The sequence below is a fragment of the Dyella dinghuensis genome (assembly GCF_003977615.1).
GTDB classification, from domain to species: domain Bacteria; phylum Pseudomonadota; class Gammaproteobacteria; order Xanthomonadales; family Rhodanobacteraceae; genus Dyella_B; species Dyella_B dinghuensis.
This window is the reverse complement of record NZ_RYZR01000005.1, coordinates 700,915-720,638: the sequence shown is the minus strand read 5'-3', so window position 1 is coordinate 720,638 and position 19,724 is coordinate 700,915. Positions and strand designations below refer to the sequence as shown.

Annotated in this window: 17 protein-coding genes and 1 riboswitch; of the genes, 4 read left to right on the top strand and 13 right to left on the bottom strand. The window is 59.4% G+C overall.

What is annotated here, in order from left to right; all coding sequences use genetic code 11:
- Positions 1-9 precede the first annotated feature (9 nt).
- Entirely contained in the window at positions 10-909 is a 900-nt protein-coding gene (locus EKH79_RS10790) for a LysR family transcriptional regulator (RefSeq protein WP_126673786.1), read from the top strand.
- Positions 910-1,833: 924 nt separating this feature from the next.
- Here EKH79_RS10790 and EKH79_RS10785 read toward each other — a convergent pair.
- Together EKH79_RS10785 and EKH79_RS10780 are read right to left on the bottom strand one after the other, a co-directional pair.
- Positions 1,834-2,583, bottom strand: a complete 750-nt coding sequence (locus EKH79_RS10785; protein WP_126673785.1) for a glutathione S-transferase family protein — start codon at positions 2,581-2,583, stop codon at positions 1,834-1,836.
- A 20-nt stretch (positions 2,584-2,603) separates the two neighbouring features.
- Positions 2,604-2,990 carry an acyl-CoA thioesterase gene (locus EKH79_RS10780; RefSeq protein ID WP_126673784.1) on the bottom strand — a complete coding sequence of 129 codons (387 nt, stop codon included), beginning with the start codon at positions 2,988-2,990 and terminating at the stop codon, positions 2,604-2,606.
- A gap of 173 nt (positions 2,991-3,163) precedes the next feature.
- Between EKH79_RS10780 and EKH79_RS10775 the strand changes: the two genes are divergently transcribed.
- On the top strand, positions 3,164-5,512 hold the full coding sequence (locus EKH79_RS10775) for a S9 family peptidase (RefSeq protein WP_126673783.1): 2,349 nt from the start codon (positions 3,164-3,166) through the stop codon (positions 5,510-5,512).
- Positions 5,513-5,558: 46 nt separating this feature from the next.
- Here the strand turns inward: EKH79_RS10775 and EKH79_RS10770 are convergent, their stop codons facing one another.
- From EKH79_RS10770 to EKH79_RS10755, 4 genes are all read right to left on the bottom strand, one after another.
- The gene (locus EKH79_RS10770; protein WP_126673782.1) at positions 5,559-6,773 is read right to left on the bottom strand and encodes an ABC transporter permease; all 1,215 of its coding nucleotides are present in this window, start codon (positions 6,771-6,773) and stop codon (positions 5,559-5,561) included.
- 11 nt (positions 6,774-6,784) lie between these two features.
- The gene (locus tag EKH79_RS10765; protein WP_126673781.1) at positions 6,785-8,089 is read right to left on the bottom strand and encodes an ABC transporter permease; all 1,305 of its coding nucleotides are present in this window, start codon (positions 8,087-8,089) and stop codon (positions 6,785-6,787) included.
- A 122-nt stretch (positions 8,090-8,211) separates the two neighbouring features.
- On the bottom strand, positions 8,212-10,215 hold the full coding sequence (locus EKH79_RS10760) for a M56 family metallopeptidase (protein WP_126673780.1): 2,004 nt from the start codon (positions 10,213-10,215) through the stop codon (positions 8,212-8,214).
- Between the two features lie 2 nt (positions 10,216-10,217).
- The gene (locus tag EKH79_RS10755) at positions 10,218-10,604 is read right to left on the bottom strand and encodes a BlaI/MecI/CopY family transcriptional regulator (RefSeq protein WP_126673779.1); all 387 of its coding nucleotides are present in this window, start codon (positions 10,602-10,604) and stop codon (positions 10,218-10,220) included.
- A 253-nt stretch (positions 10,605-10,857) separates the two neighbouring features.
- Here EKH79_RS10755 and EKH79_RS10750 point away from each other — a divergent pair, with 253 nt between their 5' ends.
- The gene (locus EKH79_RS10750; protein ID WP_126673778.1) at positions 10,858-11,493 is read left to right on the top strand and encodes a DUF2076 domain-containing protein; all 636 of its coding nucleotides are present in this window, start codon (positions 10,858-10,860) and stop codon (positions 11,491-11,493) included.
- A gap of 35 nt (positions 11,494-11,528) precedes the next feature.
- On the opposite strand, the gene EKH79_RS10745 is transcribed toward EKH79_RS10750, so the two are convergent.
- A complete protein-coding gene (locus EKH79_RS10745) occupies positions 11,529-11,969 on the bottom strand; it encodes a GNAT family N-acetyltransferase (RefSeq protein WP_126673777.1) in 441 nt (146 codons plus the stop codon).
- Positions 11,970-11,974: 5 nt separating this feature from the next.
- The gene (locus tag EKH79_RS10740) at positions 11,975-13,000 is read right to left on the bottom strand and encodes a ribonucleotide-diphosphate reductase subunit beta (protein ID WP_126673776.1); all 1,026 of its coding nucleotides are present in this window, start codon (positions 12,998-13,000) and stop codon (positions 11,975-11,977) included.
- Between the two features lie 209 nt (positions 13,001-13,209).
- Here EKH79_RS10740 and EKH79_RS10735 point away from each other — a divergent pair, with 209 nt between their 5' ends.
- A complete protein-coding gene (locus tag EKH79_RS10735) occupies positions 13,210-13,506 on the top strand; it encodes a GIY-YIG nuclease family protein (protein WP_126673775.1) in 297 nt (98 codons plus the stop codon).
- A 63-nt stretch (positions 13,507-13,569) separates the two neighbouring features.
- Here the strand turns inward: EKH79_RS10735 and EKH79_RS10730 are convergent, their stop codons facing one another.
- The 5 genes from EKH79_RS10730 to EKH79_RS10710 form a co-directional block, all read right to left on the bottom strand.
- Positions 13,570-16,074 (bottom strand): ribonucleoside-diphosphate reductase subunit alpha, encoded by a 2,505-nt coding sequence (locus EKH79_RS10730; protein ID WP_199754230.1) that lies wholly within the window; start codon positions 16,072-16,074, stop codon positions 13,570-13,572.
- A 193-nt stretch (positions 16,075-16,267) separates the two neighbouring features.
- Positions 16,268-16,478: riboswitch (cobalamin riboswitch) on the bottom strand.
- A gap of 163 nt (positions 16,479-16,641) precedes the next feature.
- The gene (locus EKH79_RS10725; protein WP_126673774.1) at positions 16,642-16,938 is read right to left on the bottom strand and encodes a hypothetical protein; all 297 of its coding nucleotides are present in this window, start codon (positions 16,936-16,938) and stop codon (positions 16,642-16,644) included.
- A gap of 205 nt (positions 16,939-17,143) precedes the next feature.
- The gene (tcuC, locus tag EKH79_RS10720; RefSeq protein WP_126673773.1) at positions 17,144-18,433 is read right to left on the bottom strand and encodes an MFS transporter; all 1,290 of its coding nucleotides are present in this window, start codon (positions 18,431-18,433) and stop codon (positions 17,144-17,146) included.
- Positions 18,430-19,305, bottom strand: coding sequence for a type 1 glutamine amidotransferase domain-containing protein (locus EKH79_RS10715; protein WP_126673772.1), 876 nt, complete (start codon positions 19,303-19,305; stop codon positions 18,430-18,432). Before EKH79_RS10715 ends, tcuC begins: the two co-directional genes overlap by 4 nt.
- A 7-nt stretch (positions 19,306-19,312) precedes the next feature.
- Entirely contained in the window at positions 19,313-19,705 is a 393-nt protein-coding gene (locus tag EKH79_RS10710; protein ID WP_233590269.1) for a peptidase C13, read from the bottom strand.
- Positions 19,706-19,724: the final 19 nt, after the last annotated feature.

The window sequence follows — 19,724 nt, the reverse complement described above, 5'->3', positions numbered from 1 at the left end:
AACAATCTCATGGACCGCCTCGAAGCCATGCGCCTGTTTACGCGGATCGTCGAACTGGGGAGTTTTACCGCTGCAGCCGATGATCTGAGCCTCCCGCGCGCCACGGTCACCCACGCCATCAAACGGCTGGAAAAACGTCTGGGCGCGCAATTACTGCAGCGAACCACGCGACGCGTGCGCGCCAGCCACGACGGCGAGGCGTACTACAACCACTGCGTGCGATTGTTGGCGGACGTGGATGCCGTTGAAGCAGATTTTCGCGAGGCGAGCGTGCAACCACGCGGACGTTTGCGTGTGGATGTGCCGACGCAGATGGCATGCCTGTGGTTGATTCCATCGCTTCCCGCATTCTTCGCACGCTATCCGAATGTGGAACTGGATATCGGTACCGGCGATCGCTTTGTCGATATGTTGAGCGAGGGCGTTGACTGCGTATTGCGTATCGGCAAGTTGCCTGATTCCGGATTGGTCAGCCGAAGAGTCGGCACGCTTCAGCAAATCACCGCCGCGAGTGCTGCGTATGTACGCAAACATGGCATGCCGCAATCGCTGGCGGATTTGCATAACGGACATCGCGCGGTGAATTGGGCATCGCCTACGACGCATCGCAGTGAGCCGCTGGATTTCATGGTGGGGCGCAAGCGTCGTGAAGTTACTTTGCCGGGGTCTGTGACAGTGAGTGGTGTGGAGGCGTATCTAAACGCATGCCAGGCGGGGCTGGGTTTGGCGCAGCTTCCGCTTTATCGCGTGAGCGAGGCGTTGGCGAATGGGCAGTTGCGTGAAGTTTTGCCGGGGACGCCGCCGCCGTCGCTGCCGGTGACGGTGCTTTATACGCCGCATAAGCATATGCCGGCGCGATTGCGGGTGTTTGTGGATTGGTTGGTTGAGTTGATGGCGAAGCAACTTTGATGGGTTGTGCTTTCGCATCGTGCTGTCGTCAATGACCAACTAGCGACAACGTTTATCTCGTCATCCCGCTTCACCGTCCATCCCATTCCTCACCGTCACGCATCACCTCACCGTCATTCCGGCGCAGGCCGGAAGCGCTTTACAACAGCGAAGCTGGTCATCCAGTGACTGTATCGTCCCGTTGATGCCTTATCGCCAGGCTGCTCGCCTGCGTGGCGGCCGTTTCGTCCGCTTGCGAGCGGCCGAGTCACTTTTCTCTGCGTGCCCAAAGAAAAGTGATCCAAAGAAATGGCCTCAAAGGCTCTTGCTGTTGCTGAGCTATCGCGAGTTTGCCGCTTGCGCAGCGGGCGTTTCGACTGCCTGCCGGCAGCCGAGTCACTTTTCTTTGCGGGCCCAAAGAAAAGTAACCCAAAGAAATGGCCTCAAAAGCTTTTGTTGTTGAGGTAAATAAGCATTGCAGCTCATCTCCAGCGAAATATTTCGCGTGCCCGCTTCCGCGGAGCTGCTAAACCGCGAGTATTGAGCGGTGAGGGCTGAAAGCGAGTCGCTCCGCAAGACGGGCGGCCGCATGCTCTAAGCCCTCTGGGGCCCAACGCGTTGCGGTGTAGCGATGCGGCGTATTTGGAACGTAACGCCTCATGTGGGCACAGCCCTTCCGTGTTTTTATCCAGCCATTGCTGAGAGCCCTTCAGGCCATTTCTTTGGGTTACTTTTCTTTGGGCCCGCAAAGAAAAGTGACTCGGGCCTCGGCAGAGGCACGAAACGCCCGCCGCGCAGGCGAGCAACCTGGCGATAGCGCACAACCAAACGATAACGCCACTGGATGACCAGCTTCGCTGTTGTAAAACGCCTCCGGCCTTCGCGGGAATGACGGGATAAACGTGATCGCGGGATGATCGATGATGGATTAAACGCAGAGAATCTTCAGTTACGAGGAAACCCATGCCGCGGCGTATCCGTCGCCATCGTCTCACGCGTAATCGGCGCCCCCACCGCAATAAGCGCCTCACGCTGCTGCGCAGGCGGTAATCGAAGAACATGATCCTCCAACTTCGCCAACTTCTGAAACGAAGGCAACGCCAACACGTTCTGAATCAACGCCGCGATGCGCGGCCACCGCTGTGCATCCACCACATAACGCACAAACGACGCCGTACGGAAATAACAGGCAATGCTGATATCGGCGATTGACAAATCGCCAAAGATGAAACCTTCAGCAGGCAATTGCGTCTCCAGATAATCGAGCGTCGCCGGAATATCCACATCGCGCGCCTGCTGCACGATACTGTCGTCGGGCGTCTCGCCAAAGATGTGCCGACGAATCGCCAGCTGATAAAACACGCGCCATATCAGCACATCGGCCAGACGCGTATCCGCGTATTCCTCTAGCCAACGCGCTTTCGCGCGCGCGACGATGTCCGCAGGAAAGAGCGAAGGCGACGGATATTTGTCTTCCAGATACTGGCAAATCACCGAGGAATCGTTGAGAACCAGATCGCCGTCGATCAGTATCGGCACACGTCGCAGCGGGCTTATTCGGGTAAACGCATCGTTGCCGACAAAGGGTGTAATCGGATCGATAACGTACTCGATACCCTTCAGCTCCAGGCACACAAGCACCTTGCGAACGTACGGCGAGATGTAATTGCCGATGACAGTCAATGTGTGCGACATGCAAATCCCCTGTGGAAGGATCAGTTGGCAGTAAGAGACGGCACCGGCGTAGGCGAGCCGTTCGAATCGAGCGCGATCATGACGAAACGGCCGGTGGTGCAGACGCGGCGGTCGCCCGTCAACGGATCTTCGGCCGTCATCTCCACTTCAACCTGCATGGAACTGCGGCCGGTGCCGACGATGCGCGCGACCAGTTCCACCAATTGGCCCTTCCGAACGGGCACGCGGAAACTCACTTCTTCCGAGCGCGCCGTAACGACGATGCGTCGTGCGTGGCGTGAGGCAACAATAAATGCCGCCTTGTCCATCCAGGCCAGCGCCTGTCCGCCGAACAGGGTCCCGAGATGGTTGGTGTGGTCGGGGAAAACCATTTCCAGCAGACGGGCTTCGGGCAAGGTGTCGGTCATGGGGCAACGCAAGTGGGTTGGGGAGCGCACACAATAAGACCGCTCGCCGTCCAATGCCACGCCGCGTACCTTTGGCAGGGGTGTGCGATGCCGCGGGCTATTAGGATGTAGGGTTGTTACAGTTTGGGGGCAGCCGCTGCGGCGGCAGTTCGTTTTCTTACCGGGGAGTGAGCATGCGTTCGAGAATCGGAACGTCGCGTCTGTACGGCGCAATGGTGTGCGGGTTGCTGGCGGCGACGTCGTACGCGGGCCATGTCATGGCCGAGGGCCATACGCTGACCGCGCAGGATTATGCGCAGGCCGAGCGTTTTATGCCCTACAACACGATGCCGCTGGTCGATCACGCGGTGCGTACCGTGCATTGGATCGATGGCACGCACTTCTGGTATGTCGATCACGATGTGCACGGCGATCACTACGTGCAGATGGATGTGACGAGTGGCAAGGCATCGCCGTTGTTCGATCACGTCAAACTCGCCAGCGCGCTGACGAAGGCCGGCGCGAAATCGGTCAAGACCGACAAGCTTGGCATCACCGACTACCGCGTGGCCGCCGATGGCCGCGACCAGGTCGAAGTCGGTGGCACCACGTATCTGTGCAACCTCAAGGCCGCCGGCGAGTGCGTGGATAAGAGCACGCTCGTAAAAACCGGCAAGGAGCCGGGCGTGCTGTCGCCCGATCGCAAGCAGGAAGCCTTCATCCGCAACTGGAATCTGTGGGTGCGCGACGTTGTCACCGGCAAGGAAACGCAGCTCACTACCGATGGCGTGGAGAACTTCGGCTACGCGACCGACAACGCGGGCTGGAAACACACCGATAACGCCATTCTCGAATGGTCGCCCGATTCGAAACAGATCGCGACGTTCCAGCAAGACCAGCGTCTCGACGGCGATATGTATACGGTCACCACGCGCGTCGGCCATCCGGAACTTTCGGCATGGAAATATCCGCTGCCGGGCGACAAGAACATCACGATGATCGAACGCGTCATCATCAATGTGCCCGGGCATAAGGTCGTGCGCTTGAAGATGCCGGCCGATCAGCACCGCTCTACCTTGTGCGACGACGTCAGCTGCGGCGAAGACGGCGGCTGGGATGATGTGAAGTGGTCGCAGGACGGCAACACGCTGGCGTTTGTTTCCACATCGCGCGATCACAAGCACGAAACCTTCCGCATTGCCGATACCAAAACGGGCGAAGTACGCACCGTCTTCCACGAAGACGTCGCCACGGATTACGAAAGCGGCAACGGCACCGTGAACTGGCGATACCTGCCCGATACGCACGAAGCGATCTGGTTCAGTGAGCGCAGCAACTGGGGCAACCTATACCTCTACGATCTCACCGACGGCAAGCTCAAGCACGCGATCACCACCGGCGATGGCAACGTCACCGAAGTGCTGAAGGTCGATACGAAAACGCGCACGGTGTGGTTCCGTGGCGTGGGTCGCACGCCGGGCGTGAATCCGTACTACCAGCAGTTCTGGAAAGTGAGTCTGGATGGCGGCGAACCGACGCTGCTGTCGCCGGAAAATGCCGACCACACCATCACGATGTCCGAAGATGGCAAGTATTTCGTCGACAGTTATTCCACGACCTCCGCACCGCCGGTCGCCGTGTTGCGCGATGCGAACGATGGCCACACGGCGGCAAGCGTCGCCAAGGCCGACATTTCGCGCCTTGTTGCCACGGGTTGGCAGCCGCCCGAGCTGATCACGCTGAAAGCGCGCGATGGCAAAACGGATGTGTATGGATTGATGTTCAAACCCACGCACTTCGATCCGAAGAAGAAATATCCGATCGTCGACTACATCTATCCGGGTCCGCAGACCGGTTCGGTGTACACCTACGGCTTCATGCCTTCGCAGTATGACGATCAGTCGCTGGCGGAACTCGGCTTCATCGTCGTCGCCATCGATGGCATGGGCACGCCGTGGCGTTCCAAGTCATTCCACGATACGTGGTACGGCAACATGGGTGACAACACGTTGCCCGACCAGGTCGTTGCGATCAAGGAACTTGCCCAGCGTTATAACTGGATCGACCTGGAACGCGTAGGCATCTGGGGTCACTCCGGTGGTGGCGACGCAACCGCCGATGCCATGTTCCGCTATCCCGATTTCTTCAAGGTCGGCTGGTCCGAGAGCGGCAACCACGACAACCGCGAATACGAAGACGATTGGGGCGAAAAGTGGCAGGGTCTGCTGACCACTAACAAGGATGGCAGCACCAATTACGACAATCAGGCCAACGAAGATCAGGCGAAGAACCTCAAGGGTCGCCTGATGCTGGTGCACGGCACGATTGACGACAACGTACCGTTCTACAACACCTTGCTGGTTGTCGATGCGTTGATGAAGGCGAACAAGGACTTCGACATGCTGATGGTGCCCAACCAACATCACGGCTATGCGGCGGCAACGCCATACATCACGCGTCGTCGCTGGGACTACTTCGTGACCAACCTGGCCGGTGACACACCGCCCAAGGAATACGCACTCAAGCCCTGGCCCTGGAAATAATCCTGTCCGCGAGCAGCAGCCGATCCTGCTGCTCGCGGTGCTTTCATCACGTTGCACGCGTTGCGACGACAGGCGGCACTGCCGCGGCACGCAAGGCTGGGCCGAGCACGGCAAGCTGACCAAGCAGCCATAGCGAAAGCGCGCCAATGCCGAGGTAAGACAGCGGCAAACGCGGTTGTTCGTAATGCTCCATCAGCGCGAGATTCAGCGCATAGGCCAACAATGAGCCAAACACGATGCCAGCGCTGACGATCAGGAAGTTCTCGTTCTGGAAATAGCGCAGGATGTCGCGCCGCGTGGCGCCCACCGCACGACGAATGCCGATAGACCGCTTGCGCTGCTGCACCCAAAAGCTGGCAAGGCCCGCAATACCCAGCGCCGTGACAAGCAACAAACCTCCTGCCGCAGCAAGCAGCAGGGAAATCATCGTGCGGCTGCGATGGAAATAGTCGGCGCGCAATTGACTGAATGTTTGCGGATGCCGAAGTATGCGGTTGTCGTCGAGACGGTTCAGTACCTGGCTGGCTTCTTTCAAGACCCGATCGCGATCTTGCGCGGATGTGCGCAGCACGTAGGTGACATCGTTCCCATCGGGCAATAACGGAAACAGCGTGGCGTATTCATTCTGCGCACCGTCGTGGGTGTGCGGCCGCGCCAGATGATCCACCACGCCGATGATGCGAACCGGGCCGTTACCGGGATAGATGATTTTTCCCAACGGGTCCTGACCAGGGAAAAGTTGATCGGCCAGTGCACGCGTCACGATAGTGACCGCCACATGATCGATACCGGCCCAGTCGTGCGCGGTATCGATGGGTATGTATTCGTTCGACTGAAAATCGCGGCCTTCGACCAGATGCAGACCCAGTGCGGCGATTTCGCCTGAGGTGCCGTTGTAGGCGGTAGCGGTGATCTTCGACGTGACATTGGGTGCCAGTGAGATGCCGTTGCTCCAATCGTTGCCGTTGAACGGCAACGCATCGACAGCGGCCACTGATTTCACGCCAGTGATGGCACTCAATGCAGCGATATCGGCCTTGTGTCGCACGAGCGATTGCGCGTTGTCGTCCAGATTGTCGCTATCGACCATCACCAACTCATCTTCGACAACGCCACTGGGTTGCCGCAGTTGCGATGTGCGATGGGCGATCATGAAGGCGACATTGCACACGATCGCGCACGTCAGGCTGACCTGCACAACCAGCAGCAACGCCGTGAGTTTGTGCCGGGTGAGGCTGGCGATAACGGGTGACAGCGACATGATTGGCCTCGTCATTGAGTTTTGAGTTGCAGGGCTGGCGTGACATGGCAGGCGCGCCAGGCAGGCAGCAAACCGGCGAGCACGCTTGCGACGATGGCGAGCGCGAAGGTTGCAAGCAGCATGGTGGGATCCATTTGCGCGAGTTTTGCGTAACCGTCCGGGCGCTGGCGGACCGTCCACAATCCGAACTCCGCCAGCATCAAGCCCAGCGTGCCGCCTGCGAGACCGATCACTGCCGACTCGATGCCGAGCTGCAGGAAGATGTCGCGCTTGCGTGCACCCAGCGCGCGCCGCACGCTGATTTCGCCGCTGCGCCTTAGAAATTTCGCGAGCAGCAGGCCGACGATGTTGATCATGCAGACGCCGAGAAATCCAATCGCCAACCACATCTGCAATCGCAGGTCGTCCGGAACGACGTGTTGGCTGACCAGCCAATCCATCAATCCGTAAAGTTGCGGATTCACCGGTCGTGGAAACCGGCCATGCGTTTGCTGGTCGTGCCAGTAGTCGGCGAGATAATCGCCATAGGCACGGGCTTTCTTCGCGTCGCTCAACTGCACCCAGAATTGCAGCCAGGTGCAATGGTCGCTGGTGCGGTTGTCGCCACCGTCGCCCCAGCATGCGAAACGGCCGTGGAAATCGAAGCCCAGCTCTTGCGCAGTTTGCAATGGCAAAAAGAACTGATCGGTGCTGCCGAACGCGCGGTCGTCGATCCGCGTATAAAAGACCGGCTGCGGATTCCAGTTATCCAGGACACCGACGACGCGAAAGTCGGTGTTCTTCAGGCGCACGGTTCGGCCGATGCCCGATGCATCGCCGAATAGCTTGCGATTGAGTTCGGTGTTGAGCACGACCACGCGCGCATGCTCTGCATCATCCTGTGCCGTCCATCCGCTACCGGCGCGAAATGCAGTGCCGAACATCGGAAAGAAATCGGCCGTGACGTAATGACCGTTTTCGAAGAACGGCCGCAGGTTGCTTTGTTGCGGACGAACCGGCAGCGACGCGGCAGCCATCGCGGTTTGCCGTTCGGCGCGCGCGTCGTGCAATAGATTCATGGCATCGACCCAGGTCACGTCCGCTTCGGGCGTGGTGTTCTTGGATTTGGTGTCGTTGCTGACGGGCATCGGATCGATGAGCGGCACATAGAGCTGTGCGCTGCGATCGGGTAAGGGGTCGCCCGACATCACATGCAGCACGGTGATCATCGTCATGCTTGCGCCGATGCCGAGACCAATCGCCAGAATCATTAGTACGGTGATGACACGACTGCGCTTAAGGCTGTACGTGGCGAGCAGTAGGTAGTAACCGAACATCGATGGCCTCCAAAAGAGCGCAAAAGTCCCTGACGCCTGCTGAGCAGGCGTTTGTGTCGACGTGGGTATGTCAGGCGAGCGACGGGCGTGCGCTACGGCAACGCCCGATTTTTAGGAGCGTCTTATCGGCTGACGGGTTCCGCCAAACCTCTAGTCTTGGCTTTGTCCAGCAACTTGCCCATTTGCGCGTCCACTTGCTCGGACGCTTCTCTCTGCCGGGCACTCAGGTTTTCCATTTCGTGCTCCAACTGTTTCTGACGGTCCGACAAATCCTTTTGTTCGCTGCGGATATTCGCGTACTGAAGACTTATCTCCCTGGCCTCGTCACCTACACCTGCCAGTTGGCCGGTCAGGCTTGCCTCGTCGGCCACCTTCTCTTCGGATGCTTCCGCTTTGACGCGCAACGCTTCTCTTTTTGCTTCCAGCGCGGCGCGGCGGCCTTCCAGCTCAGCCTGACGTCCGGCCAAGGCCGCTTCCCTTGCTGCCAATCCAGCTTGTTCTCCCGCCAGCGATCCTTGTCGTCCCGCGAGTTCACCCTGCTCGCGCGCCACTTCCGTCACCGTCGAATATGTGTTGCGTGCTTCCTGGATGATGTCTGGATCATGGATGACGTAACTCGTGCCGCCGTTGCGATACCAGAGCATCGGTACGGGTGGTTTGTAGTAGCGATAGGCGGTGCGTGAATCGGCGTCGCTGCCGTTCACGATGAGGGAATCGCCATCGAAAAGTACGAAGCCGTGTTTGGCATTGGAATTGATGTCGATATCCATGTGCCTTGCTGTGAATGAAGGTGGTGCAGGAGGCATGGCTGGCGCGGCGGGAGCTGGTGGTGCAGCCGGTATAGGTGGAGCAGCAGGAGCAGGCGGCGAAGCCGGAGCAGGTGGAGCAGCAGGGACAGCCGGCGCAGCGGGCAATGCAGGCGCTGCCTGCTCTGCCAGTTGCGCTGACACGGGTGGCGGTGGCGGTATTGCGGGTGTGGGCGGCGGAGGTGGCGGGGGCTGTATGGCAGGTGTGGCGGGCGGTGGCGGCGGTGGGGCCGGTGTGAATACCGCACTGTCGGCCGTTTGATCGGCGCTCGTCGCGCTCGTATGGACAGGATCAGCAGTCGTCAACCGGTACGGCAGTATGCCAATAAGCGCAACCGCAACCACCCATACCCATCCGCGCGCACGCGATGGGGCGATGCTTGTTTGCTGCAGCATGATCATGCGCCTCTTCAAATTGTTGAACGTCGGCGATGCGCCTGCGAGGCTGGAGTGCATGGGTGCGGACACGCCAAGACGAAGCAGCAGACGGCCGTAATCGCGTGGCTCCAGTGTCGGTTGTTTAAGCACATGTGCATCGCAGGCCGCTTCGCGATTCAAGGCGTATTCGCGCATTGCCCAATGCACCAGCGGATGGAAAAAGAACAGGCGTTGTGCGATCGCCGGCACCCATCCAAGCCACAGATCGCCGCGGCGTATATGTGCCAGTTCGTGTGCGAGCGCCATCGCGGATTCGTCATCGTTCAGCGCGTGCGTGCCCGGAAATAGAACGACTGGGCGCCACATGCCCGTCACCTGCGGCGAGGTGATCGCGTCGGAAAGCAACAACGGCGGACAGTGACGCAATCCCAATACGCGTGCCTGCTGTGTGCATAGCAGATGAAGGGATTCATCCTGCATCGGCGTTGCTTCGCGCAGCAGCTTTCTGCTTTCGCGCCATTGCCGGATAACTATATACAGCTGCAGCGCCATCACCAGCAGCCATAAAGCGAGAACGGTTTCGCGCCACGACCATGACGCTGCCATGAGATCGAACGCGTTGCTTGCATGATTGTCCGGCAACGCTTGCATCGGCAGCGCGCTGTTATCCGCGCCGCTGGAGATGTGCGTTACAACCAGATGCGTGTCTGGCGTGCTCGCCGTTGCGGGTTTCAACCAGCGCAGTGGGACAGGATGGCTAACCGTAAGGCCGAGCAACAACTGCGCGGCGACAAGCCACCACAGCATGCAGCGCATCGCAGGAGCCAGGCGCGGTACGCAACGCCCAAGCAGCCACAACGCGCCAATCAGCAAGGTCGCTTGCGCGGTCGCCCACGCAAGGCGCACGAACAAGGTGTCTACAAGTGCGGCGAGCGTATCCATCTTCAGGGCTCCTTGCGTCGCGATTGCAGTTGCGCGACCAGCGCTTCGAGTTGGGCCAGTTCGCCATCGGTGACTTCGGCCTTCTCCGACATCCAGGCCACGAAGGGTGAAAGCGAGCCGGACAGCGTCTTCTCGACAAACTGTCCGACCGCCTGGCTCATCACTTCACCCGGGCCCGTCGCGGTGCTGTAGCGATACATGCCGCTGACGTGACGCCGCTTTAGATAGGCCTTGGCGCGCAGTCGTTCCATCATGGTCAGCACGGTCGAGCGCGCAAGGCCGCGCGATTCGCCGAAATCGGCAGCGACTTCACCCACGGATGCATTTTCGTGTTCGGCGAGATAGTGCAGGAGCGCCAGCTCCTGATCGCCAACGGTTGGTTTGGACATGACCTGACACTGCCGTGACTACAGATGTAGTCACCCTACGCCATGACTACATCTGTAGTCAATAGGCTATCTGCCATGAAACCGGGGCATGCTGATCGGCCGAAATGGGCCGGCTGCTGGTGTCGGAACTGAACGGCGAAACGTGCCGGCGTCAACCCTGTCGGATGTAACCCTTTAACCTCGTGGGCCCGGCGCCTATCTCTCACTTCACCCGCACTACGCCCGTATCCGTACGCAGCTCAATGGAGAAACCATGACTCCCCAGGAACAACTTATCCTCGACGACTTCCTTCAGCGCCTCGCGGCGGTGAATGGCACCGTGAAAGATCCGCAAGCCGATGCGTTGATCAACCAGCGGATCGCCGGTCAGCCCGATGCGCTTTATCTGCTGGTGCAGCGCAGCCTGCTACAGCAGCACGCGCTGGATGCCGCGAAAGCGCAGATCGCGCAGCTGCAGGCGCAGGTCGCCAATCAGCAGGGCGGCGGTAGCTTCCTGGGCGGCCAATCCTCGGGATGGAGCAGCGTTCCACCCGTTATGCAACAGGCTCCGCAGCAACAGCAACCCCCGCCGACGTGGCGCGAGCGTTTGTTTGGCAGCCCCGGTTACGCCGCACCACAAAGCACCGCGCCGAGTTTTCTGCAAAGCGCGGCCACGACCGCGGCAGGCGTCGCTGGCGGTATGTTCCTGTTCGATGGATTGGAAAATCTGCTGGGCGGTCATCACAACGGCGGCTTCTTCGGCGGCCAGCCGGAAGTGATCGAGAACGTCACGGAAAATAATTTCCTGGGCGGCAACAATGGCATGAACGGCGGCGGTCAGGATTTTTCGTCCAACGATTTTGCCGACGATAACTTCGACAACAACTTCGACGACAACAGCTGGACGTAAGTCACGATCCGCGCATGCGTGAACGCGTGCGCGGATCAGCTTTCCGGTAACAGGCGCTTGGTGAAAAACATCCGCTGCGTGCCCGGCGGTTCGCAATCGATCGCGCCGAACATCTGCCAGCCGTGGCGCTTGTAGAACTCGGGCGCCTGAAAACTGTTGGTATCGAGAATGCCGTTGTAACAGCCGCGCTGGCGGCCTTCCGCTTCCATCCGGCGCAGCAGCGCGCTGCCCAGCCCTTTGCCGCGCAGCGGCGCCGGCAGATAAAACACGTCGATAAACAGCAAGCCGCGCGACGTGCGGCCGATGATGCCGCCGACCACCTTGCCGCTGTCCGGGTCGCGCGCGAACACCGTGAGCGGATGGCGATCGCCGATGCCGCTGGTTTCCTTGTTGTAGCGGTCCAAACCTTGCCGGATCGGCGCCAGCTCTTCAGGCTCTGGCGCATCGCTCACGGCAATGATGGGCTCGCGCGTCATCGCGATCAGAACGTCATGTCGAAGGCGACGTCGCCTTCCACGCCTACCTGATACGCGGAGACGCGACGCTCGAAGAAGTTCGTCACTTCCTGCACGTCCTGGAGATCCATGAAGTCGAATGGATTCTTCGCGCCATATTTCTTCGGCATATCCAATTGTGTGAGGCGCTGATCGGCGCAGTATTCCAGATACTGGCGCATATCCTTCACCGACAAGCCAGCCACGCCGCCGGAGAGCACGTCTTCGGCAAACTGCGTTTCGCAGGCGATGGCTTCTTCCAGCATCGCTTCCACCTGCGTGCGCATCTCTGCATCGAACAAATCGGGCTCCTGTGCGCGCACGGTGCGCACCACTTCAAAGGCGAAGCCCATGTGCCCGGATTCGTCGCGGAACACCCAGTTCGTGCCGGAAGCCAAGCCATGCAGCAAACCGCGCGAGCGCAGGAAGTACACGTAAGCGAAGGCGGCGAAGAAGAACAAACCTTCGATGCATGCAGCGAAGCAGATCAGATTGAGCAGGAACTGACGGCGCTGTTCACGTGTTTCCAGCCGCTGCACGCTTTGGATGGAGTCCATCCACTTGAAGCAGAACGCGCCTTTCTGGCGAATCGAAGGGATGTTCTGAATCGCAGCGAATGCTTTGTTGCGTTCGTTCGGATCTGGAATGTAGGTGTCCAGCAGCGTGAGATAGAACTGCACATGCAGCGCTTCCTCATACAACTGGCGCGACAGATACATGCGCGCTTCCGGCGCGTTGATGTGCTGGTAAAGATTCAACACAAGATTGTTCGCCACGATCGTATCGCCGGTGGCGAAGAATGCCACGAGACGGTGGATCAAATGGCGATCCGCATCAGACATCTTCGATTTCAGGTCTGTGACGTCAAGCGAAAAATCGACTTCCTCCACCGTCCAGGTGTTCTTGATCGCGTTGCGATACATCTCGTAGAACTCGGGGTAGCGCATCGGGCGCAGCGTGAGTTCGAAACCCGGGTCGAGGATGTGCGAATCGCGAGTGGGTTGGGCGGACATAGAGTGTTCCTTGACCAGGCTTATCGGGTTGTTTGATGTGTACGATGGATTTTGCTCGTCATTCCAGCGAAAGCTGGAATCCAGTGCCTTCTGTTTTTTCGACAATCTGTGTCGGCGAAAGACGCTGGATCCCAGCTTTCGCTGGGATGACGGTCGTATGTGTGGAGGCGATGAGGCAAGCTCTGGCGAAACGTTAGCAAGTTCAATTTATGCGAGAACGAATCCCGTGCGTCTACATCCTTGCGAATCGACGCAACGCTACGTTGTACATCGGTGTCACTTCGGACCTGTGTGGCCGCATCTGGCAACACAAGCATGATCTCGCGGAAGGTTTCACCAAACGTTACAGCGTGCATGATTTGGTCTGGTTCGAAATACATGATTCGATAGAGTCGGCGATTGCCCGCGAGAAGGCACTGAAAGCCTGGAATCGTTTGTGGAAGATCCAGCTCATTGAAAAGACCAATCCTTATTGGCGAGATCTCTATTCGGAGATTTTTGAATAAGAGCCTTTTCCAGAACGGCTGGAATCCGATGAACCGGATTCCAGCTTTCTCAAGCGACTGCCATCACTGACAGGCTTCGCAGTACTCGGGGTTTTCCAGCGAACAGAACACGGCGGCGGTCGCAGCATCCTGCGCGTCAGGCGCCGGCGCTTGCACAGCAGCGGCGGTCACCGTGGTCTTGGTGATCTTCGTCGCCGGACGCGAGCGCAGGTAATACGTCGTCTTGACGCCGGATTTCCACGCGTACATGTACATTGAGCTGAGCTGACCGATGTTCGGATTCTCCATGAACAGGTTCAGCGACTGGCTCTGGTCGATGTATGCACCGCGCGCAGCAGCGAGATCGATCAATGCCTTCTGCGGCAATTCCCACACGGTGCGATAGATGGAACGCAGACGTTCCGGAATCGCCGTGATGCCCTGGATGGAACCTTCGGCCAGCTTGATGGCGTCGCGAACTTCGCTGGTCCACAGGCCCAGCGCTTTCAGCTCATCGGACAGATAGCGATTCACCACCAGGAAGTCGCCCGACAGCGTTTCGCGTTTGAACAGGTTGCTGACCTGCGGCTCGATGCATTCGTAGCACCCGGCGATCGACGCAATCGTTGCCGTCGGTGCAATCGCGATCAGCAGCGAGTTGCGCAGACCTTTGGCCTTGATCGATTCGCGCAGTGCGTCCCAGCGCGTCGTATCGTGCGGCTTGGCATTCGTCCAATAGTCGAATTGCAATTCGCCGTTCGCTGCGCGGGTTTCCGCAAAGCCAGGATGTGCGCCGTGCTGTTCGGCAAGCGCGTTGGATTGCGACAGGGCGTTGAAATAAATTTCTTCCGCGATACGCGTCGACAATTCCAGCGCTTCGGCCGAATCGAACGGCAGGCGCAGTTTGAAGAACACGTCTTGCATGCCCATCACGCCCAGACCTACCGGACGCCACTTGCGATTGGCAACGGCTGCCGTATCGATCGGGTAGAAGTTCAGATCGATCACGCGATCGAGCTGACGCACGGCCGTACGTACCGTCGAAGCGAGCTTGGCGAAATCGAACGCACCATCTACGACATGGCGCGCCAGATTGACTGAGCCGAGATTGCACACCGCCGTTTCGCTGGCGTTGGTGACTTCCAGAATCTCGGTGCAGAGGTTCGAGAGGTGGATAACGTTTTCAGCTTTGGCCGTCTGATTGCTGGTCGCATTGCTACGATCCTTGAATGTCATCCAGCCGTTGCCGGTCTGCGCCAGCGTGCGCAGCATGCGCGCATATAGCTCGCGCGCCTTCACCGTCTTGACGGCCAAACCTTCGGCTTCGGCCTTGTGATACGCCTGCTCGAACGTCTCGCCCCAGGTGTCGACGAAATGCGGCACGACCTTGGGATCGAACAACGACCAATGGCCGTCGTGCTCGACGCGGCGCATGAATTCGTCGGGAATCCAATTGGCCAGATTGAGGTTGTGCGTGCGGCGCGCTTCATCGCCCGTGTTGTCGCGCAGTTCGAGGAATTCCTCGATATCTGCGTGCCACGGTTCCAGATACACGCACGCGGCGCCTTTGCGTTTGCCGCCCTGATTCACGGCGGCAACGGATGCGTCCAGCGTCTTCAGCCACGGCACCAGACCGTTGGAGTGACCGTTGGTGCCCTTGATCAGCGAGCCGCGCGAACGCACGCGCGAATACGCCAGGCCAATGCCGCCCGCGAATTTGCTCAGCTTGGCGACGTCGCCGTATTTCTCGTAGATCGACTCCAGCGAATCCGTTGGCGAATCGAGCAGGAAGCAGGAGCTGAGCTGCTCGTGCGACGTGCCCGCATTGAACAGCGTCGGCGAGCTGGCGATGTATTCCAGCGAGGAAAGCAGGCGATACAGCTCAAGCGTCTCGCCGATTTCATTGCCGCCTAGCGAGCAGGCAATGCGCATGAAGAAATGCTGCGGCGTTTCGATCACCTTGCGCAGCTGCGGATGGCGCAACAGGTAACGGTCGTATACCGTGCGCAGGCCGAAGTATTCGAAGCGGCGTGTCGCCAGTGGATCGATTGCGTCGTTGAGTTTGCGTGCATTCGTCGCAACAAAATCGCGCAGGCGCGCATTCAGCAGACCAAGTTCCGCACCACGCGCGATGGATTGCGAAAAGCTCTGGATTTCCTGACCGCTCACTTCCTTATCGATAAAGCTGCCGAGCAGGCGCGCGGCAAGCTGGCCGTATTCCGGCTCTTCCGCCGTCAGCGCTGCCGCCGTGCGGATGGACAGCTGATCGAGTTCCTGCGTGGTGGCACCGTCGTACAAACCGCCGATGGTTTTCAGCGACACGCGCAGCGGGTCCACGCCGTGCAAGCCTTCTGCACTGCGCGTGACGGCGCGAACGATCTTGTTGACGTCGACGATCTCCTGTCCGCCATTGCGCTTGGTAACGCGCATCTGGCCAGGGTTGTGCGGCGGCGTGAGGGCAAACGGTGCTTCGGCAGTGACGGACATCGTGGTGTGAGTGGCAGTGGCCGACGAGGCGTCGGTAGAAAAGGCGGACGTGTCCGCGCGAACGTCGTTGCGCTCGCGCGATTCGGTATCAATAGGCTGCATGTCGGACGCTCCGGCAACGGAGCTTTCCCTTGACCGGATCCCACGTCCGGGTAAGCGGGACAAGCTCCAGGTTCAACTACCTGCTCCCGCGCGCAGGGCTGATGTGGCGGTTACCGCGGTTGGCCATGCGACGCGAACAGCTCCACGTCACACGACGCCCTCCGCGCGGGGGCCGTCACGCTCGGCACAACGTTCCGGTTGTGCCGTGTCGGCAGGTCTTCGGACTCACGGACGTGGACCTTGCGGTCCTCCTACTTGCCCAGCTTCCCGGTCCCCAGGACCAGTGCATGGTTGGGCGTTCGTTTCCGCTTACCGCTGCGGGGCAGTCCCGGATTCGCACCGGATTCCCTATTAAGCCAGTCCGACACTAGGTCTGAGAATGGCACCGACAGGCACAACATATCGGGGTCGGGGTCATCGGTCAACCCAACAACTTGTGGATAAGGCCGTGTATAACGCAGTGGATAACTAGGTCGAAGTCAGGCGCGACGCGGCTTGCCGGCCGTTATGGCCTCAGGCGCATAACACTCGTGACTGATCGGAAGCTTTTGCGATCCGGCTGGGCCCTCAAGGGATCACCGCAACGATCACCGCCACCCACATCAGCAACAGCCCGGTGGCGAACATGCGCCGGGCCGGCACGATCTTTTCGATACCGTCGTCGGGGATCGGCGTAGTGATAATCCAGATGGTCGAGCCGAAAGCCAGGAAGCTGAGGAATGCCAGGCACACCACCAAGATGTCGCCCCCCTTCCAGGGCGACGGCTCGTGCACACCCCAGTAACCGAGGAACGCCATGCCCATCGCCGACATGGTGGCGGAGGCCGCACACAGTCCAACGACCGAACCTACGGGTGCACGCATACGATCAATCCCGATGCTGTACTGGTGACTTAGCGTACCGCAGCCTGTCACAGGCGGTGTTGTTTCGCTTGATATGTGCGCGGCTCGATGTCGACACTTTTTGCGGGGCACGTTGGTCGATGCGATTGCGATACAGGGAAGGGCGCTCTCAAGACACTTCTGGCACGGTGCCACATTGAAGTTCTTTGCGCTTCAACATTAGTTACTAATGCTTATGTTGCGCGCGACTGTTTGGATCACGAAAAACAACAAGTGTCGCGACTAATCCGCACAAGGCAGCAAACGACATCCAAATTCCCGGTGCGGCTTTGTTACCGGTGATGTGAATCAGCCATTGCGAAATGGCGAGGCTGGAGCCGCCTACGGTTGTTGCGAGGCTGTAGGCCAGTGAGAAACCCGTGGTGCGCACGTCGGCGGGCATGATTTCCGTCAGCGTGACGACCATTGCGCCGTTGTAGCTGGCGTAAATGAAAGACAGCCATAGCTCCGCAGCTAGCAGTCTTTCGAAATTCGGCGAGGCTACCAGCCAGTGCAATACCGGGTAGGCGCTGATCAGCGCCAACAACGTGCAAGCGAGCAGCAGCGGGCGACGGCCGATGCGATCGGACAGCGCGCCCATCACGGGCAGCCACACGAAGTTCGACAGGCCGATGCAGAGCGTGACGACGAAGACATCGAACTGCGATAGATGCAGCACTTCGCTGCCAAATGTCGGTGTGTAGGCGGTGATCAGATAGAACGAGACCGTCGTCATCATCACCAGCGCTACGCCCAGCAGCACGACGCGGCCGTTGGTGAGCATCGAGCGATAAATCTCGCCGACATCCGGGCGGCGTCGCGCAAGGAACGCCTGCGTTTCTTCCAGCGAGCGTCGAATCAGGAAAAGGAACGGAACGATCAAGCAGCCGATGACGAACGGTATGCGCCATCCCCAGCCGGTGATGGCATCCGGCGGTAACCAGTACTGCAACAACAAGCCCAGTGACGCGGCGAATACGACTGCGACTTGTTGACTCGCCGATTGCCACGAGCAATAGAAGCCGCGATGTCCGGGTGTGGCGATTTCCGCGAGGTAAACCGATACACCGCCCAGCTCGACACCCGCCGAAAAGCCTTGCAGCAAGCGTCCGGCCACGACAAGTAACGGCGCCAGCATACCGATGGTTGCGTACGTGGGCACGGCGGCCACAAGTAGCGTGCCGATGGCCATCAACGCGAGCGTGAGGATAAGGCCGCGGCGGCGTCCGTGATGATCGATATAGGCGCCCAACACAATGGCGCCGATCGGCCGCATCACGAAGCCCGCTGCAAACGCGAGCAACGTAAGCAGCAGCGATGCGTACGCACTATGCGCCGGGAAATACGCCTTCGCGATGGCTGGCGCGTAATAGCCATACACCATGAAGTCGTACATCTCGAGAAAATTGCCGCTGACGACCCGGACGATCGCCTTGACGCTTTCGCGCCGCGAGCGATGTGATGCAGGCTGATTCAACCTGGCGATCCTTCGTCGACGGGTTTCAACATGGCGAGGAATTCACGCGCGAAGCGATGCACATCGCCAGGCCAGCGCGCAGAAAGATAGTTGCCATCGCGGACCACGAAGGCGGGGCGGTCATCGTTATCGGTGTCGCGCACGAGGCCGGATGTTTTGCGCCGGTAATGCGGCGCATCGCGCGGTACATCCAAGAAATCCGAGGGGTCGGCCAACACTCGCGATACTTCTTGTTGCACCGACATGAAACCCACCGGCTGGTCCGATTTTTCCCGATAGGTACGGTAGTAATTCGGATCCCAGAAACGCGTGATGCGCGTGAGCGACCATGCGGATTTTTCAAGCGCCCAGGTCAGCCCGGTGGTGCGGCGTCCGTACAAAATGGAACGGCCATCGGCGCCCTTGCTGCGCGCGACCAGCAATACACCATGGCAGATCGCAGCGACCGGTTTGTCCGCCGCAAAGTACGCGCTAACCGTTTTCTTCAGTAGTTCGCTTTCAAGGTAGGTGCGCATGCCCCGCGCGCAATGTCCGCCGGGCAACAGCAACGCATCGAAGGGCGTTGTGGCGATGTCGTTCCAGGTGATTGGAGAACGGAATGCCTTGTCCTGCACCAGCGATGCGTGATTGTTGCGCGCATCGCGATTGGCACGCAGCAATAAACCGAATAGCGGGTACTTGCGCAGGCCTGGTATCAAGCCCCAAAGATCGAGGCCTTCGCCGCTAAGCATGATCGGATCGGCCGATGCGATCTGGCCATCCGGCGTGGCGAATACGACGGTATGTCCCGCTTGCGTCAACACGCGCCATGGCACGGCGACTTCGCTGGGGTCGTAGTCAAGATGGGGAAGTGGAATCAGTACCGTCGCCATGTGCGACTTATTTGACGCTAACGTCGATGATGATGGGGTAGTTCACGGAGCCTGGAAATTTCGGCGGCGCGGGAAACGTCCAGGTCGAAAACTGCGCAGCGACGCATTGCGCAACAGGTATGGGCGCGCGCACTTCCACATTGAGCGGATGGCCGTCGGGTGAAATGTCGGCGACCAGGGTGAACGGCGTTTTGTCGCCAGCATTGCTGGCGATGCAGCCGCGATACGTATTGCCCAGGGCGATGGCGGTTTTGTTCCAGAACTGCTTTTGATAGCCCGGTCCGCTGGCGGCTCCTTCCGCCATGTGGCCGTGTTGCACGCGTTCGCTGAAGGCATCGTCCGATGTTGCTGCGGCTTGCGGCGCGCCCATGAGCAAAGCGATGGCGATAACACTGAACATGGCGACTCCCGGGCCGGTC

What these genes read in the sequence shown, in the direction of transcription:
- EKH79_RS10790 (WP_126673786.1), top strand. Translation starts at nt 10, where the DNA reads ATGGACCGCCTCGAAGCCATGCGCCTGTTTACGCGGATCGTCGAACTG.
- EKH79_RS10785 (WP_126673785.1), bottom strand. Translation starts at nt 2,583, where the DNA reads ATGTCGCACACATTGACTGTCATCGGCAATTACATCTCGCCGTACGTT.
- EKH79_RS10780 (WP_126673784.1), bottom strand. Translation starts at nt 2,990, where the DNA reads ATGACCGACACCTTGCCCGAAGCCCGTCTGCTGGAAATGGTTTTCCCC.
- EKH79_RS10775 (WP_126673783.1), top strand. Translation starts at nt 3,164, where the DNA reads ATGCGTTCGAGAATCGGAACGTCGCGTCTGTACGGCGCAATGGTGTGC.
- EKH79_RS10770 (WP_126673782.1), bottom strand. Translation starts at nt 6,773, where the DNA reads ATGTCGCTGTCACCCGTTATCGCCAGCCTCACCCGGCACAAACTCACG.
- EKH79_RS10765 (WP_126673781.1), bottom strand. Translation starts at nt 8,089, where the DNA reads ATGTTCGGTTACTACCTACTGCTCGCCACGTACAGCCTTAAGCGCAGT.
- EKH79_RS10760 (WP_126673780.1), bottom strand. Translation starts at nt 10,215, where the DNA reads ATGGATACGCTCGCCGCACTTGTAGACACCTTGTTCGTGCGCCTTGCG.
- EKH79_RS10755 (WP_126673779.1), bottom strand. Translation starts at nt 10,604, where the DNA reads ATGTCCAAACCAACCGTTGGCGATCAGGAGCTGGCGCTCCTGCACTAT.
- EKH79_RS10750 (WP_126673778.1), top strand. Translation starts at nt 10,858, where the DNA reads ATGACTCCCCAGGAACAACTTATCCTCGACGACTTCCTTCAGCGCCTC.
- EKH79_RS10745 (WP_126673777.1), bottom strand. Translation starts at nt 11,969, where the DNA reads ATGACGCGCGAGCCCATCATTGCCGTGAGCGATGCGCCAGAGCCTGAA.
- EKH79_RS10740 (WP_126673776.1), bottom strand. Translation starts at nt 13,000, where the DNA reads ATGTCCGCCCAACCCACTCGCGATTCGCACATCCTCGACCCGGGTTTC.
- EKH79_RS10735 (WP_126673775.1), top strand. Translation starts at nt 13,210, where the DNA reads ATGCGAGAACGAATCCCGTGCGTCTACATCCTTGCGAATCGACGCAAC.
- EKH79_RS10730 (WP_199754230.1), bottom strand. Translation starts at nt 16,074, where the DNA reads ATGCAGCCTATTGATACCGAATCGCGCGAGCGCAACGACGTTCGCGCG.
- EKH79_RS10725 (WP_126673774.1), bottom strand. Translation starts at nt 16,938, where the DNA reads ATGCGTGCACCCGTAGGTTCGGTCGTTGGACTGTGTGCGGCCTCCGCC.
- EKH79_RS10715 (WP_126673772.1), bottom strand. Translation starts at nt 19,305, where the DNA reads ATGGCGACGGTACTGATTCCACTTCCCCATCTTGACTACGACCCCAGC.
- EKH79_RS10710 (WP_233590269.1), bottom strand. Translation starts at nt 19,705, where the DNA reads ATGTTCAGTGTTATCGCCATCGCTTTGCTCATGGGCGCGCCGCAAGCC.